The sequence below is a fragment of the Enterobacter cloacae complex sp. P40C2 genome (genome assembly GCF_014930695.1).
In the GTDB taxonomy this organism is placed as follows: Bacteria; Pseudomonadota; Gammaproteobacteria; order Enterobacterales; family Enterobacteriaceae; genus Enterobacter; species Enterobacter pasteurii.
Window position 1 is genome coordinate 269064 of record NZ_JADBRP010000005.1, and the last position, 14053, is coordinate 283116.

The following is a 14053-nucleotide window of genomic DNA, read 5'->3' on the forward strand; positions in this document are numbered from 1 at the left end:
CATCGAATTAATTGCACTGCGGAGTTTTGCATGTTTGGTTTAGATGCGTTTCATCTTGCGCGAATACAGTTCGCCTTTACCGTATCCTTTCATATTATTTTTCCGGCCATCACCATCGGCCTGGCGAGCTATCTTGCCGTGCTGGAAGGGCTGTGGCTGAAAACAAAAAATCCCGTCTGGCGTTCGCTGTACCATTTTTGGTCGAAGATCTTCGCCGTTAACTTCGGCATGGGCGTGGTCTCCGGCCTGGTGATGGCTTATCAGTTCGGCACCAACTGGAGCGGATTTTCGCAGTTCGCGGGCAGTATTACCGGCCCCCTGCTGACCTATGAAGTACTTACCGCCTTCTTCCTCGAAGCCGGGTTCCTCGGCGTGATGCTGTTTGGCTGGAATAAGGTAGGGCCAGGTCTGCACTTTTTCTCAACCTGCATGGTTGCGCTGGGAACTATCATTTCGACCTTCTGGATCCTCGCCTCGAACAGCTGGATGCAGACGCCCCAGGGATACGAAATTATTAACGGTCAGGTCGTTCCGGTGGACTGGTTTGGCGTTGTCTTTAACCCCTCCTTCCCCTACCGCCTGCTGCACATGTCGATTGCTGCCTTCCTCAGCAGCGCGCTGTTTGTCGGCGCGTCTGCGGCCTGGCATCTGCTGCGTGGAAACAACGCCCCCGCCATTCGTGCCATGTTCTCCATGGCATTGTGGATGACGCTGATTGTGGCGCCCGTACAGGCACTGGTGGGCGATATGCACGGTTTGAATACCTTAAAGCATCAGCCTGCAAAAATAGCCGCCATCGAGGGACACTGGGAGAATCCCCCGGGTGAACCCACTCCGCTGCTGCTGTTTGGCTGGCCGGATATGGAGCAGGAGCGTACCCGCTTTGGACTGGAGATCCCCGCTCTCGGTAGCCTGATCCTGACCCACAGCCTCGATAAACAGGTACCGGCCTTAAAAGATTTTGCGAAAGAGGATCGTCCCAACTCCACTATCGTTTTCTGGTCTTTTCGCATTATGGCCGGCTTGGGCATGTTGATGCTGCTCCTGGGCGTGATGGCGGTCTGGCTGCGCTATAAGCAACGCCTGTATACCTCTCGTCCTTTCCTGAGGTTTGCACTGCTGATGGGGCCGTCGGGGCTGATCGCAATCCTCGCCGGATGGGTGACAACGGAGGTTGGCCGTCAGCCGTGGGTCGTCTACGGGCTACAGCGCACGCAGGATGCGGTCTCCGCGCATGGAGATCTGCATATGAGCGTCAGTTTACTGGCCTTCTTCGTGGTTTATACCTCGGTGTTCGGCGTGGGCTACAGCTATATGGTGCGTCTGATAAAAAAAGGGCCGCAGCCCCACGAATCTTTTGCCACCGAGTCCGATGGCCGCCCTGCCCGTCCGCTTTCCGCCGTCACCACTGAATTTAAGGAGTAACCGTAATGGGTATCGATCTTTCCATTATCTGGTTCGTTATCATCGTTTTCGCCACGCTGATGTATATCGTGATGGATGGCTTTGACCTGGGGATAGGCATCCTGTTTCCCGCTAAGCAAAATGCCGACGATCGCGATGTGATGGTCAACAGCGTCGCCCCGGTCTGGGACGGAAACGAAACCTGGCTGGTGCTTGGCGGTGCGGCGCTCTTTGGCGCATTTCCCCTCGCCTATGCGGTTATCATCGACGCGCTGACCATTCCGCTGACGTTAATGCTGATCGGACTTATATTTCGCGGTGTCGCCTTTGAATTTCGCTTCAAGGCAACCCCGGCACACCGTCCGTTCTGGGATAAGGCCTTTATCGGCGGCTCCATTCTCGCGACCTTCACCCAGGGCATCACCGTTGGCGCTGTTATCCAGGGGTTCAGCGTAACCGGTCGCGCTTACGGTGGCGGCCCGTTTGACTGGTTAACGCCGTTTAATCTCTTCTGCGGCGCGGGTCTTGTGGTGGCTTATGCGCTGTTAGGATCCACCTGGCTGGTGATGAAAAGCGAGCATGCCCTGCAACGGCGGATGCGCCGGATATCAAAAGGGCTTTTGCTCCTCCTTCTGGTATTTATTGCTGCGATCAGCCTCTGGACGCCTCTGGCGCAGCCGGCCATTGCCGCGCGCTGGTTCACGCTGCCAAACCTGTTTTACCTTCTGCCGGTCCCCGCGCTGGTTGCGATCCTGAGCCTGCTACAGTGGCGCTGCCTGAATAATCCTGCCAGCCATAATCTGCCGTTTATCACGACGTTAGGTCTGGTTTTTCTCGGGTTCAGCGGGCTTGGGATCAGCATCTGGCCGCATATCATTCCGCCGTCCATCACCCTGTGGGAAGCCGCCGCGCCACCTCAAAGCCAGGGCTTTATGCTGGTGGGCGCACTGTTGATCATTCCCGTTATTCTGGTCTACACCTTCTGGAGCTATTACGTTTTTCGCGGAAAAGTACAGCATGGGGAGGGTTATCACTGATGCAACAACCTGTATGGAAACGTTTGATGTGGCTTGCCATCATCTGGGGAGGCAGCGTGCTGGCGCTGGCCTGCGTAAGTATGATCTTCAAAATGCTGATGGCAGCGGCAGGATTTAAATCTCACTAATTCACTGACCGGGTACGCCGCCGCCCGGTCCCTTCTCGCACTTTCAGATAAAACCCATTAACGCCGCAGGGGGTATCGTTACACTCGAATAATATTTACAGCATTGATAGTTCGAGAAGAAAAATGAAAAAGCTCGCGGCAATAAGTTTACTCAGCCTTGCACTGGCTGGATGCGTTAATCCCGGCAAAGCCTCCGTTCAGGCCGATCGGTTAGAGAATCACCGTTTCGTGCTGGAAAATGTTGATGGCAAAGCGGTAAACGTCGGGAAAATGCAGCCTGAAATTCGCTTCAGCGCGCAGCCCAACATCAGCCTGATTAACAACATTGTCGTCTCCGGCACCATGTGCAACGGCTTCAACGGACAGGGGAAATTGTCCGAAGGCGAGCTGAAGGTCAAAACGCTGGCGATGACCCGTAAACTCTGCACCGAGCCGCAGCTTAATGAGCTCGATAAGACCCTCGCCGATATGCTGCGTAAAGGCGCGCAGGTAGACCTGACCGAAGACCAGCTAACGCTGGCGACAGCCGATAAATCACTGATGTTTAAGCGAGTAGAATAACTCAGTAGCTTCCGCACGAACCAACGGCAAGCGACTGTTCGCTACAGCGTTTGCCGTTAGGCAACGCGCACATCCCGATGGCGGAACCGTCGAGCTGGCGGGCGACGGATAGCGAACCGCCGATCATGGCGCAGTTGGCCTGCCCGGAGCTGGACATGGCCGCTCTCATACCCGGCGTAACGTGTGCCGCTGTCGCCTGCTGTACAGGTTCACTGCTGCATGCCGATAACAGTAACGCGGCACACCCTACCCAAAATGCTGAACGCATATCTTCCTCCCCATCATTTAAGCGAAACCTATGCATAATAGGCATCAGGCGCCGCATCGTCGAGAGCGGATGTGCGTATTTATGCGCCTCTGAAACAATTTCTCGCAATTTTTTAGCCCAAATCTTGATCTACTCATTGGTACGGCGAATAACCAGGACACAAAAGCGAAAATCGTAAAACCCCGGGTTTGCTAAAATACACAGATAATATTCAGGGTCTGTTGTCGTTTTACGGGCCCCTCTTTTTTTGCGCAATGTAAGGGTGTTGTCCTATGCAAACTATTGACGGCAATGGTGCAGTCGCGTCTGTTGCGTTTCGTACCAGCGAAGTTATCGCCATCTATCCCATCACGCCAAGCTCAACGATGGCTGAACAGGCGGACGCCTGGGCTGGCAATGGATTAAAAAACGTCTGGGGCGATGTCCCGCGCGTCGTGGAGATGCAGTCTGAAGCCGGCGCGATTGCCACCGTGCACGGCGCGCTGCAGACCGGTGCGCTGTCGACCTCCTTTACGTCATCGCAGGGACTGCTGCTGATGATCCCCACGCTTTACAAGCTGGCAGGACAATTAACGCCGTTTGTACTGCACGTGGCCGCACGCACCGTAGCCACTCACGCCCTCTCAATTTTTGGCGATCACTCGGACGTGATGGCCGTACGTCAAACCGGCTGCGCCATGCTCTGCGCCAGCAGCGTGCAGGAAGCCCAGGACTTTGCGCTGATTTCCCATATCGCTACGCTGAAAAGCCGCGTGCCGTTCATTCATTTCTTTGACGGTTTCCGCACCTCCCACGAAATCAATAAAATCGTTCCGCTGCCGGATGACACCATCCTCAACCTGCTGCCGCAGGCGGACATTGACGCCCATCGCGCCCGTGCCCTCAACCCTGAACATCCGGTGATCCGTGGTACCTCTGCGAATCCTGATACCTATTTCCAGTCCCGCGAGGCGACAAACCCGTGGTACAACGCGGTGTATGACCACGTTGAACGTGCGATGGACGATTTTGCCGCTGCGACGGGGCGCGAATATAAGCCGTTTGAATATTACGGACATCCGCAGGCTGAACGCGTGGTCGTTCTGATGGGCTCGGCCATCGGCACCTGCGAAGAGGTGGTCGATGAGCTGCTGACGCGTGGCGAAAAGGTTGGCGTGCTAAAAGTTCGCCTTTATCGTCCGTTCTCGGCAAAACACCTGCTCTCCGCCCTGCCGGACAGCGCGCGCGCCGTGGCGGTACTCGATCGCACCAAAGAGCCTGGCGCACAGGCTGAGCCGCTCTATCTTGATGTGATGACCGCCCTTGCAGAGGCGTTTAACGGCGGCGAGCGTGAAACGTTGCCCCGCGTAATCGGCGGCCGATACGGTTTGTCTTCCAAAGAGTTCGGGCCTGAATGCGTGCTGGCCGTGTTTGCTGAACTGAACGAAGCAAAACCGAAGCCGCGTTTTACGGTCGGCATTTATGATGACGTGACCAACCTCTCCCTTGCGTTGCCGGAAAACACCCTGCCCTCGACTGCAAAGCTGGAAGCGCTGTTTTACGGCCTCGGCAGTGACGGCAGCGTCTCGGCCACCAAGAACAACATTAAAATTATCGGTAACGCCACGCCGTGGTATGCGCAGGGGTATTTTGTATACGACTCCAAAAAAGCGGGCGGTCTCACCGTATCCCACCTGCGCGTCAGCGAGCATCCGATTCGCTCGGCCTACCTTATCTCTCAGGCGGATTTTGTTGGCTGCCACCAGCTTCAGTTCATCGATAAATACCAGATGGCCGAGCGCCTGAAGCCCGGCGGTATTTTCCTGATTAACACCCCGTACAGCGCCGATGAGGTCTGGGGACGTCTGCCGCAGGAGGTTCAGGCGGTGCTGAACCAGAAACAGGCGCGTCTGTATGTGATTAACGCGGCAAAAATTGCACGCGAGTGTGGTCTGGCCGCGCGTATTAATACCGTAATGCAGATGGCCTTCTTCCACCTGACCAATATTTTGCCGAGCGACAGCGCGCTTACGGCGCTGCAGGGGGCGATTGCTAAAAGCTACAGCAGTAAAGGCCAGGAGCTGGTTGAGCGCAACTGGCAGGCGCTGGCGCTGGCCCGCGAGTCGCTGTTCGAGGTGCCGTTGCAGCCGGTCGACGCCAGCAGCCCGAACCGGCCGCCGGTGGTGTCAGACGCCGCGCCGGACTTCGTCAAAACCGTTACCGCGGCGATGCTCGCGGGGCTCGGCGATGCCCTCCCCGTGTCCGCGCTGCCGCCGGACGGCACCTGGCCGATGGGCACGACCCGCTGGGAGAAACGCAATATCGCCGAAGCGATTCCCATCTGGAAAGAAGAGCTGTGCACGCAGTGCAACCACTGCGTGGCCGCCTGCCCGCACTCGGCCATTCGCGCCAAGGTGGTACCACCAGAAGCGATGTCCGCCGCACCGGAAAGCCTGCACTCGCTGGATGTAAAATCCCGCGACATGCGTGGTCAGAAATATGTTCTTCAGGTTGCGCCGGAAGACTGCACCGGCTGTAACCTGTGCGTGGAAGTGTGTCCGGCAAAGGATCGTCAGAACCCGGAAATCAAAGCCATCAATATGATGTCGCGCCTGGAGCACGTTGAGGAGGAGAAAGTGAACTATGACTTCTTCCTCAACCTGCCTGAGATCGATCGCAGCAAGCTGGAGCGCATTGATATTCGTACCTCTCAGCTTATTACGCCGCTCTTTGAGTACTCCGGAGCGTGTTCCGGCTGCGGTGAAACACCGTATATCAAACTGCTCACGCAGCTTTACGGCGACCGTATGCTGATAGCCAACGCGACCGGCTGTTCGTCAATCTACGGGGGGAACCTGCCGTCCACCCCTTATACCACGGACGCGAACGGTCGCGGTCCGGCGTGGGCAAACTCCCTTTTCGAGGATAACGCCGAATTTGGGCTGGGGTTCCGCCTGACGGTCGATCAGCACCGTGCCCGCGTAATGCGTCTTCTGGCGCAGTTTGCCGATAACATACCGGCTGAACTAAACGACGCGCTGCATGCGGAGGCCACGCCTGAGGTTCGGCGCGAACAGGTTGCTGAACTGCGCAAGGCGCTTCAGGGCGTTGAGGGGGCAGAACAGCTGCTGAACGATGCCGACGCGCTGGTGGAAAAATCGATCTGGCTGATTGGCGGCGACGGGTGGGCCTACGATATTGGCTTTGGCGGCCTGGATCATGTGCTGAGCCTGACCGAAAACGTCAATATTCTGGTGCTCGACACCCAGTGCTATTCAAACACTGGCGGACAGGCCTCAAAAGCGACGCCGCTGGGTGCCGTCACGAAATTCGGCGAGCACGGCAAGCGCAAGGCGCGTAAGGATCTGGGCGTCAGCATGATGATGTATGGCCATGTTTACGTGGCGCAGATTTCGCTAGGCGCACAGCTTAACCAGACGGTAAAAGCCATTCAGGAAGCGGAAGCTTATCCTGGCCCGTCGCTGATTATCGCGTACAGCCCATGCGAAGAGCACGGCTACGATTTGGCACTCAGCCATGACCAGATGCGCCAGCTCACCGCAACGGGATTCTGGCCGCTGTACCGCTTTGATCCACGCCGTGCAGATGAAGGTAAATTGCCGCTGGCGCTGGATTCACGTCCGCCGTCAGACGCCCTTGCTGAGACGTTGCTCCAGGAGCAGCGCTTCCGCAGGCTGAACGCTCAACAGCCAGAGGTGGCTGAACAGCTGTGGAAGGATGCGGCAGCAGATCTCCAGAAGCGTTATGACTTCCTGGCGCAGATGGCGGGGAAAGCGGAAAAATCAACCAGCGAATAATAAACTTGCCCGGCCTGTCCGGGCATTTTTTTGCCTAAAAAAAAGCCCGATGCAGGTACATCGGGCTCATCCAGACAATCGGTGAAAATTGCGTATACGATTTAAACAATATTCACGTGAATTATGGAAAAGAAATCTTAAAGGCATATAACGGCGTGGAGATTACCCTGTTTACTCAGCAATTAATAATTTTTATTTTGTATTATTCAACTAAAAGCATTCATGGAGTGAATCGCCATTTCAATAGCATCATTTAGTTTAGATTTTACTTACCCAGTAACAATTATATTTTATTATTCATTATCGGAGTGATTTAGCATGGGACATCTTTCCAGCCCGGAAAGTTCACTAAGCAATTAAAAAAATAACGACACAGGAATAATCAAAATGCAAAGAAAAGTACTGGCACTGATGATCCCCGCTCTGTTAATGGCTGGCGCAACTCATGCGGCTGAAATTTATAATAAAGATGGTAATAAGCTTGATCTATATGGAAAAGTAGATGGCCTGCACTATTTCTCCGACGATACGTCTAAGGACGGTGATCAAACCTACATGCGTCTGGGCTTCAAAGGTGAAACCCAAATCAACGACATGATGACCGGCTATGCGCAGTGGGAATACAATATTCAGGCGAACAACACCGAAGGATCTGATAACCAGTCCTGGACGCGTCTGGCCTTCGCCGGTGTGAAGGTGGGCGACTATGGCTCGTTCGATTACGGCCGCAACTATGGCGTACTGTACGATGTGGAAGGCTGGACCGACATGCTGCCTGAATTTGGTGGCGACTCATATACCTACGCCGACAACTTTATGACCGGTCGTGCAAACGGCGTGGCGACCTACCGCAACACCGACTTCTACGGTCTGGTGCAGGGTCTGAACTTTGCGGTTCAGTATCAGGGTAATAACGAAGACGCCAGCAATAATCAGGAAGGCACCAACAACGGCCGCGATATTCGCCATGAGAACGGCGACGGTTACGGTATTTCTGCGACCTATGATTTTGGCATGGGCTTCAGCGCGGGTGCGGCATATGCGTCATCTGACCGTACCAACGATCAGGTTAGTGCTGGGACTGGCGCAGCATCTCAGTATGCAGGTGGCGATAAGGCGGATGCATGGACTGCTGGCCTGAAATATGACGCTAATAATATTTACCTGGCGGCAATGTATTCCGAAACCCGCAATATGACCCCTTATGGTTCGACCGATAGCCAAGATGGCGGCGGTATTGCAAACAAAACCCAGAACTTTGAAGTGACCGCACAATATCAGTTCGATTTCGGTCTGCGTCCGGCTATTTCCTATTTACAGTCCAAAGGTAAAGACCTGGGCAATGGCCAGGACGACAAAGACCTGGTTAAATACGCTGACGTTGGTGCTACCTACTATTTCAACAAAAACATGTCCACCTATGTTGATTATAAAATCAACCTGCTGGATGAAGATGACGCATTCTACAAAAACAACGGCATCGGTACTGATGACGTCGTAGCGTTAGGCCTGGTTTACCAGTTCTAATGGCATTAGCCCGCAGAAATCTGCGGGCTAACGTTTATTTATGTTGAGTTTCTTCTTTGCGAAAAGAGAGATAGCCAAACACCCCGCTATCACCGTCCATCGGATGATTTACCCCATCCATCACCACCACTTCCGGGAAATCAAATGGCGTGACGTTTTCAAGACATGCGACATTCACGCCATACTCGTTAGGGTTGGAACGTCTTTGATGGAACGTATAAATTCCGCACACCGCACAGAAGAAATGGCGCGCCGTGCCGGTGTTGAAGCGGTATTCCGTGAGCCTGTCTTCGCCCTGAGTCACCGTAATACCCGTTAACGGTGCAGAGACCACCACCGCACCCCGCATCCGGCAAAAAGAGCAGCTACAGCGACGCGCGGTTTTCAGGCCGTCCGTCAGCTCAACCGTAAACTGCACCGCACCACAATGGCACCGTGCATGACGAATTTCAGCCATCGCTTATACCCCTTTTCTCACTAATTCAGCAGCTTTCAAAAAGACTTCATCCTCAACGCCATCTCCCTTCTGCCTGCCGAGCCTTACCAGCTCGTCGACAATACTTTCCCGGTTGATGATCTTCTGGGATGAAACCAGACCAATAACGGCGGCGCCAATAGCCAGCCCAACCAACCCTGTTTGTTCGTCTTTATTCTTCATTGAAGCGCTCCCTTGTACCCTTCAAAAGAGTAGCAGGAGTAAAATAAAGCGTGCTGGCTATCGTTAATGGGATCCATGCCATAACTGTCAGAGATTTTCGACTTGCCTGAAAAAAATAGGGTTTGCCTTTGGGGCTCGCCAGTCAGTCATCCTCAAGATGAACGACAAGTCCAGACATACCCGGTGCAATGTGTTCCGCCAGTACATGCCGGTCCGGGTACTCCCCTGAATTTTGTGAACGAAAAGGGATCGGCGCATCGTTAAAGAGATTCTCCAGACGACTTCGCCAGCTGGTCTCCAGTTCACGTATAGCGTCAACGTTAAGCTGGCCACTACCGTAAACAGCAAACGTGGGTAATACCTCCATTCCGGTATAAAAGAGCGTGCCATGGGTGATCGGAAATAATAATTGCGCTAAATCGCCATTGATGCCTCTGGGTGAATAATCACGTTCTGGCCCGCCAATCGAAACAGCAAGCAATGCCCGCTTGCCTTTAAAACCGCCTTCACCATAACGATACGCGTTGCCCTTATTCTGATAGCCATATGCAAGACCGTAGGCCCACACCCGCTCTATCCAGCCTTTCATAATGGCAGGCATACTGAACCACCATAATGGGAAAAGGAAGATAACCGCATCTGAGGCCAAAACTTTACGCTGCTCATGTTCAACATCTGACGTCTGGCGTCCATGGGCAAAAGCATGCGCAGACTCCTGAATATAGGAAAAACGTTCAGGATTAATTCGTTCAGGGAAGTCCTGGGAATCAAATACAGCTTTCCATCCCATCTTGTGGAGATCCGAATGCACGACACAGTGGCCCTGCGCGGTTAATACCTGCGTCGCTATGTGGACAAGATGACGTGTTAAAGAGGTGGTTTCGGGCTGGGCGTAGACAAGAAGTACATTCATTTTTTCGCTCCCAATCAGTTGGAAGCAACACACTAATTCCGCATCTGATATAGTTAAAATGAATTTATAAAATGGCTGGCATTATGATGGTTAATACCTTAAGGAATCTTGATTTAAACCTGCTGGTTACGCTTAACGCGCTTCTGACCGAACATAATGTCACCCGTGCTGCCGAGCGTTTACATCTTTCTCAACCCACCGTAAGCGTGCAACTCGCCCGACTTCGGAAGGTATTCGAGGATCCGTTACTCATACCGGGTCCACGGGGGATGCGCCCAACCCTTCGGGCGGATGAGCTTCGTGAACCACTTCGACATGCATTAGCAGCACTCGAAGAGGTAATCTCCCCAACGGGTGTCTTCAACCCAGCGCAGGCAACTCAACACTGGCACGTCGCCGCCTTTGATTACGGTGTCTTAACTATCCTGCGTCCAGCCCTGAAAGCATTACGCGCTGCTGCGCCAGCTACACGTATTGCAGTAGTACATATGCTTCCCTCGCAAGCGTCCAGGAAAGCCGATCGGGGAGAAATTGACCTGGCCTTTATGACCAGGGCCGAAGCTCCGCAAAATTTTTATAGTCGAACACTGTTCACTGAGCGCTATGTACTTGTTGGTCGTGCGGGAAACCCCCACCTGCAAAAACCCCTGTCGCTTGAGAAATTCTGTCAGCTTGAACACGTCATTGTCTCACCAGAAGGCGGAGGCTTTCATGGTGCGACAGATACCGTATTGGCCGAACGAGGTATGACGCGTCGTGTCTCAATGTCTGTGCCAGGTTTTCTGCTTCTCTGTGCGGTGCTGGAGAGTTCAGATATGGTCGCCATGGCCCCATGGCGGCTGGTGTGTGAAAACAATGCGCTGCAAACTGTTGAACCACCAGTTGAGGTGCCCGGATTTGAAATGGTTATGCTCTGGCCTGAGCGGGTCCATCGCGATCGCGCCCATATGTGGTTTCGTGAGAAAATCGCCTCATCGGTATAAGCATCAATCGGTGCTTACACCTTAAAAGCTTGTCAGTTTATGCTGGAAAAACGACCATCGTTTTAGATTCCTCCGCGTCTCTACTCATGAGATCGCAGCCCCTGGACGATGCAAAAAAAACCGCCCGAAGGCGGCTTCTTATCACTCTGGTTCTTTATCGCCCGATTCGGGCGCTGAGCCAGGGTCGTCTTTTGGCTTGCTTCCATCCTTATCGTGGCTATCCGGGACGGGGCTAAAATCAGGATGGTCGCCATTTACTGGCCGGTCAGTCATGTTCACCTCCATTTCTACCGCATAAACCTTAAGTGTAGACACTCCATACGTTATCCCCAAACTTCACGTGGCGTAAGGGAATGCTGCTTTCATCCTGACATAAGGTAACGATGTGTCTGCGGTCAGTTTAGCGCTTAGCAGTGCCATTTAAACGGGAGGTAAACAGGCAGCTCTAACGCGATGTAAATGCAATATTTCAGAAGCGTGTAGCAATGCTGGAGGTTGGTATTACGCCTGGCTGAAGATAGAATGGTTTGACATAAGTTAACGTCAGGACGACCTGCTCATGATTTTTCTTTATTCCTCTATTACACTCTCCCCCCTGGCAGCCTTCGTCTTACTTTGCTTTTATGCAATTTATCAATTCTCCGTAAAAGGAGATGTCAGTTTCTACGTAATGCTCTTTGCTTTAATATTCCTTTGCATCTCTTTTTACGGAGCCGTAGGTTTTACTTACACAAAGTTAAAAGAAGCCGGAACCGTCATCAAAATTATCTGAACCAGCCACTTTTAATCACGACCGGTAACCGCGTTTCTTTGATAGCCTCGGCCGCTTTCTCGGTGACTCCCGGTGCTGGAAACCTGTTACGCTTTAACGAGCATCGGCGCCGGATCTAACGCCGCTGTAAAACGTGCTGGCATTCGTCGCCGGAATCCGTACCATACGCGGCATACTTTTGCCTGCTGGCTGTTATCTGCCGGCGCTAACCCGTCTTTCATAGCCAGCCAGATGGGGCATGAAAACGCGCAAATGGTCTATAAAGTCTACGGTGCGTGGATTGAAGAAATGAATGGCGAATAGGTGCCGATGCTTAACGATAAGCTGGCACGCTTAAATTTTTTGCCCCTACTGGCTCCGAAGGTAGTAATAAATGCAACAGAATCAAGAAATTAACAAAAAAGAGCAATACAACCTGAATAAGCTACGCTGATTTTGTCAACTCATTGATATAATTTATTTTATCATTTAATTCAATTAGTTATAGCATAATAACTTCTCCCTAAAGCTACCCTGAACTACATTTTTTTTGCCCTTTTTTTGCCCCTATTTCGCATTTTTGCCCCTAAATTTGCCCTTAACTTTAGCCCCCTTCTTCTGCCTGCCCTATACTTTAAGTCTGACATCTTGCTGGAGGTTTCTATGTGTGGGCGTTTTGCACAAGCTCAAACGCGTGAAGAATACCTGGCTTACCTGTCCGATGAAGCCGATCGCGACATCGCATACGACCCTGAACCTATTGGCCGGTACAACGTCGCGCCCGGAACAAAAGTTCTGCTGCTCAGCGAACGAGACGAGCAGCTGCATCTCGATCCGGTTCTGTGGTCCTACGCGCCGGGGTGGTGGGATAAACCGCCACTCATTAACGCGCGTGTCGAGACGGCGGCCACCAGCAGAATGTTTAAACCGCTATGGCAGCATGGCCGGGCAATCTGTTTTGCAGATGGCTGGTTCGAATGGAAGAAAGAAGGCGACAAAAAACAGCCTTACTTCATTCACCGCACTGACGGGAAGCCCATATTCATGGCGGCGATCGGAAGCACGCCGTTCGAACGCGGTGATGAAGCAGAAGGTTTTCTCATCGTGACATCGGCAGCGGACAAAGGACTGGTCGATATCCACGACCGCAGGCCTCTGGTTCTGTCACCAGAAGCAGCACGCGAGTGGATGCGACTGGATATAGGCGGGAAAGAAGCGGAAGAATTAGCTTTAGACGGCTCATTGCCAGCCGACAAGTTTATATGGCACGCAGTGTCGCGCGCCGTTGGAAATCCATAAAATCAAGGCTGTGAGTTAATTTATCAAAATGCTCGGTAGATATTTTATATAAAGAACTTACTATCGATCACTGTATTTTGAACCCTCAACTTTTAACATCTTTCCATTCAGTCCTTGAATCGTTTTCGCACTGGGATATGCTCCCATTAAGAAAAATGACAGAAAAACACAAACAACCGAGAAGAAAATAACTAACAGGACTTGTGGTAGAGTTAGCGCACCATCATAATAAATTTTCACCGGAGCCAGCGCATATGCAAGATAACCTACCGAAGCTACCCAAGCCATAACACGCTTTTTCTTATAACTTTTATCAATTGAAAAGTAAAAGTATTTCCCGTTGAATTTCAAATATCGGCTCAAGTTCACCAACCTTCTTTTTGTCAAATTCAAATCACACCTATTTGCGATATATAGCAGTTTATTTCTCGTGCTATCATTCGATACGCCAATCAATTGCGTCATTATTTTTTTTCTTAAGAGATTAGTGATGAATTTTTTATCTTCACTTTCCAAATGCTCGCCATATTCTTTATAATAATTTCGAAGTTTTAGTATTTTTCCGCTTCGAAAAAATTGATAAATATACTCGCAAGTTTTCCACAATGCGGCAATCACAGGCAACGCAGCAACGATAGTTTTCCACAGTTCATCCTTTAACAACCACTCATTCATTACCCACCTCAACATAAACAATTGAAATACTTTAAAAATATATCATTTAGCT

The 14053-nt window shown here is 52.1% G+C and carries 14 protein-coding genes and 1 pseudogene; 9 read left to right on the plus strand and 6 right to left on the minus strand.

The window, feature by feature from the left end:
* Positions 1 to 30 precede the first annotated feature (30 nt).
* The 4 genes from IM304_RS12205 to hslJ all read left to right on the plus strand — a co-directional run bounded on the left by IM304_RS12205 (position 31) and on the right by hslJ (position 3130).
* Positions 31 to 1425: a cytochrome ubiquinol oxidase subunit I gene (locus tag IM304_RS12205; protein WP_193355206.1), complete on the plus strand. Its 1395-nt coding sequence runs from the start codon at positions 31 to 33 to the stop codon at positions 1423 to 1425.
* Positions 1426 to 1430: 5 nt separating this feature from the next.
* The gene (gene cydB, locus IM304_RS12210) at positions 1431 to 2441 is read left to right on the plus strand and encodes a cytochrome d ubiquinol oxidase subunit II (RefSeq protein ID WP_193355207.1); all 1011 of its coding nucleotides are present in this window, start codon (positions 1431 to 1433) and stop codon (positions 2439 to 2441) included.
* Positions 2441 to 2569, plus strand: coding sequence for a DUF2474 domain-containing protein (locus IM304_RS12215; RefSeq protein WP_165464233.1), 129 nt, complete (start codon positions 2441 to 2443; stop codon positions 2567 to 2569). The genes cydB and IM304_RS12215 overlap by 1 nt, the downstream gene beginning before the upstream one ends.
* Positions 2570 to 2692: 123 nt before the next feature.
* Positions 2693 to 3130, plus strand: coding sequence for a heat shock protein HslJ (hslJ, locus tag IM304_RS12220; protein WP_193355208.1), 438 nt, complete (start codon positions 2693 to 2695; stop codon positions 3128 to 3130).
* 1 nt (position 3131) lies between these two features.
* Here hslJ and IM304_RS12225 read toward each other — a convergent pair whose 3' ends face one another.
* The gene (locus tag IM304_RS12225) at positions 3132 to 3398 is read right to left on the minus strand and encodes a DUF333 domain-containing protein (protein WP_148419747.1); all 267 of its coding nucleotides are present in this window, start codon (positions 3396 to 3398) and stop codon (positions 3132 to 3134) included.
* Between the two features lie 272 nt (positions 3399 to 3670).
* Here IM304_RS12225 and nifJ point away from each other — a divergent pair, with 272 nt between their 5' ends.
* Positions 3671 to 7195 carry a pyruvate:ferredoxin (flavodoxin) oxidoreductase gene (nifJ, locus tag IM304_RS12230; protein ID WP_193355209.1) on the plus strand — a complete coding sequence of 1175 codons (3525 nt, stop codon included), beginning with the start codon at positions 3671 to 3673 and terminating at the stop codon, positions 7193 to 7195.
* Positions 7196 to 7582: 387 nt separating this feature from the next.
* A complete protein-coding gene (gene ompC / locus IM304_RS12235; protein WP_193355210.1) occupies positions 7583 to 8722 on the plus strand; it encodes a porin OmpC in 1140 nt (379 codons plus the stop codon).
* A 34-nt stretch (positions 8723 to 8756) separates the two neighbouring features.
* Here the strand turns inward: ompC and IM304_RS12240 are convergent, their stop codons facing one another.
* The 3 genes from IM304_RS12240 to IM304_RS12250 all read right to left on the minus strand — a co-directional run bounded on the left by IM304_RS12240 (position 8757) and on the right by IM304_RS12250 (position 10293).
* Positions 8757 to 9179: a GFA family protein gene (locus IM304_RS12240; protein WP_176610230.1), complete on the minus strand. Its 423-nt coding sequence runs from the start codon at positions 9177 to 9179 to the stop codon at positions 8757 to 8759.
* A gap of 3 nt (positions 9180 to 9182) precedes the next feature.
* The gene (locus IM304_RS12245; RefSeq protein ID WP_003856931.1) at positions 9183 to 9380 is read right to left on the minus strand and encodes a hypothetical protein; all 198 of its coding nucleotides are present in this window, start codon (positions 9378 to 9380) and stop codon (positions 9183 to 9185) included.
* A gap of 142 nt (positions 9381 to 9522) precedes the next feature.
* Positions 9523 to 10293: an NAD(P)H-dependent oxidoreductase gene (locus IM304_RS12250; RefSeq protein WP_193355211.1), complete on the minus strand. Its 771-nt coding sequence runs from the start codon at positions 10291 to 10293 to the stop codon at positions 9523 to 9525.
* An 86-nt stretch (positions 10294 to 10379) separates the two neighbouring features.
* Between IM304_RS12250 and IM304_RS12255 the strand changes: the two genes are divergently transcribed.
* Positions 10380 to 11276 (plus strand): LysR family transcriptional regulator, encoded by an 897-nt coding sequence (locus tag IM304_RS12255; protein WP_193355323.1) that lies wholly within the window; start codon positions 10380 to 10382, stop codon positions 11274 to 11276.
* 141 nt (positions 11277 to 11417) lie between these two features.
* Here IM304_RS12255 and IM304_RS22380 read toward each other — a convergent pair whose 3' ends face one another.
* Positions 11418 to 11549: a hypothetical protein gene (locus IM304_RS22380; protein WP_255517716.1), complete on the minus strand. Its 132-nt coding sequence runs from the start codon at positions 11547 to 11549 to the stop codon at positions 11418 to 11420.
* Positions 11550 to 12135: 586 nt separating this feature from the next.
* On the opposite strand from IM304_RS22380, the pseudogene IM304_RS12260 reads away from it, so the two are divergent.
* Positions 12136 to 12351 (plus strand): annotated as a pseudogene (locus tag IM304_RS12260) (tyrosine-type recombinase/integrase); the annotation flags it as partial.
* 339 nt (positions 12352 to 12690) lie between these two features.
* Positions 12691 to 13326 (plus strand): SOS response-associated peptidase, encoded by a 636-nt coding sequence (locus tag IM304_RS12265; protein WP_193355212.1) that lies wholly within the window; start codon positions 12691 to 12693, stop codon positions 13324 to 13326.
* Positions 13327 to 13386: 60 nt separating this feature from the next.
* Here the strand turns inward: IM304_RS12265 and IM304_RS12270 are convergent, their stop codons facing one another.
* On the minus strand, positions 13387 to 14001 hold the full coding sequence (locus tag IM304_RS12270) for a hypothetical protein (RefSeq protein WP_193355213.1): 615 nt from the start codon (positions 13999 to 14001) through the stop codon (positions 13387 to 13389).
* Positions 14002 to 14053: the final 52 nt, after the last annotated feature.

What these genes read in the sequence shown, in the direction of transcription:
- IM304_RS12205 (WP_193355206.1), top strand. Translation starts at nt 31, where the DNA reads ATGTTTGGTTTAGATGCGTTTCATCTTGCGCGAATACAGTTCGCCTTT.
- cydB (WP_193355207.1), top strand. Translation starts at nt 1,431, where the DNA reads ATGGGTATCGATCTTTCCATTATCTGGTTCGTTATCATCGTTTTCGCC.
- IM304_RS12215 (WP_165464233.1), top strand. Translation starts at nt 2,441, where the DNA reads ATGCAACAACCTGTATGGAAACGTTTGATGTGGCTTGCCATCATCTGG.
- hslJ (WP_193355208.1), top strand. Translation starts at nt 2,693, where the DNA reads ATGAAAAAGCTCGCGGCAATAAGTTTACTCAGCCTTGCACTGGCTGGA.
- IM304_RS12225 (WP_148419747.1), bottom strand. Translation starts at nt 3,398, where the DNA reads ATGCGTTCAGCATTTTGGGTAGGGTGTGCCGCGTTACTGTTATCGGCA.
- nifJ (WP_193355209.1), top strand. Translation starts at nt 3,671, where the DNA reads ATGCAAACTATTGACGGCAATGGTGCAGTCGCGTCTGTTGCGTTTCGT.
- ompC (WP_193355210.1), top strand. Translation starts at nt 7,583, where the DNA reads ATGCAAAGAAAAGTACTGGCACTGATGATCCCCGCTCTGTTAATGGCT.
- IM304_RS12240 (WP_176610230.1), bottom strand. Translation starts at nt 9,179, where the DNA reads ATGGCTGAAATTCGTCATGCACGGTGCCATTGTGGTGCGGTGCAGTTT.
- IM304_RS12245 (WP_003856931.1), bottom strand. Translation starts at nt 9,380, where the DNA reads ATGAAGAATAAAGACGAACAAACAGGGTTGGTTGGGCTGGCTATTGGC.
- IM304_RS12250 (WP_193355211.1), bottom strand. Translation starts at nt 10,293, where the DNA reads ATGAATGTACTTCTTGTCTACGCCCAGCCCGAAACCACCTCTTTAACA.
- IM304_RS12255 (WP_193355323.1), top strand. Translation starts at nt 10,380, where the DNA reads ATGGTTAATACCTTAAGGAATCTTGATTTAAACCTGCTGGTTACGCTT.
- IM304_RS22380 (WP_255517716.1), bottom strand. Translation starts at nt 11,549, where the DNA reads ATGACTGACCGGCCAGTAAATGGCGACCATCCTGATTTTAGCCCCGTC.
- IM304_RS12265 (WP_193355212.1), top strand. Translation starts at nt 12,691, where the DNA reads ATGTGTGGGCGTTTTGCACAAGCTCAAACGCGTGAAGAATACCTGGCT.
- IM304_RS12270 (WP_193355213.1), bottom strand. Translation starts at nt 14,001, where the DNA reads ATGAATGAGTGGTTGTTAAAGGATGAACTGTGGAAAACTATCGTTGCT.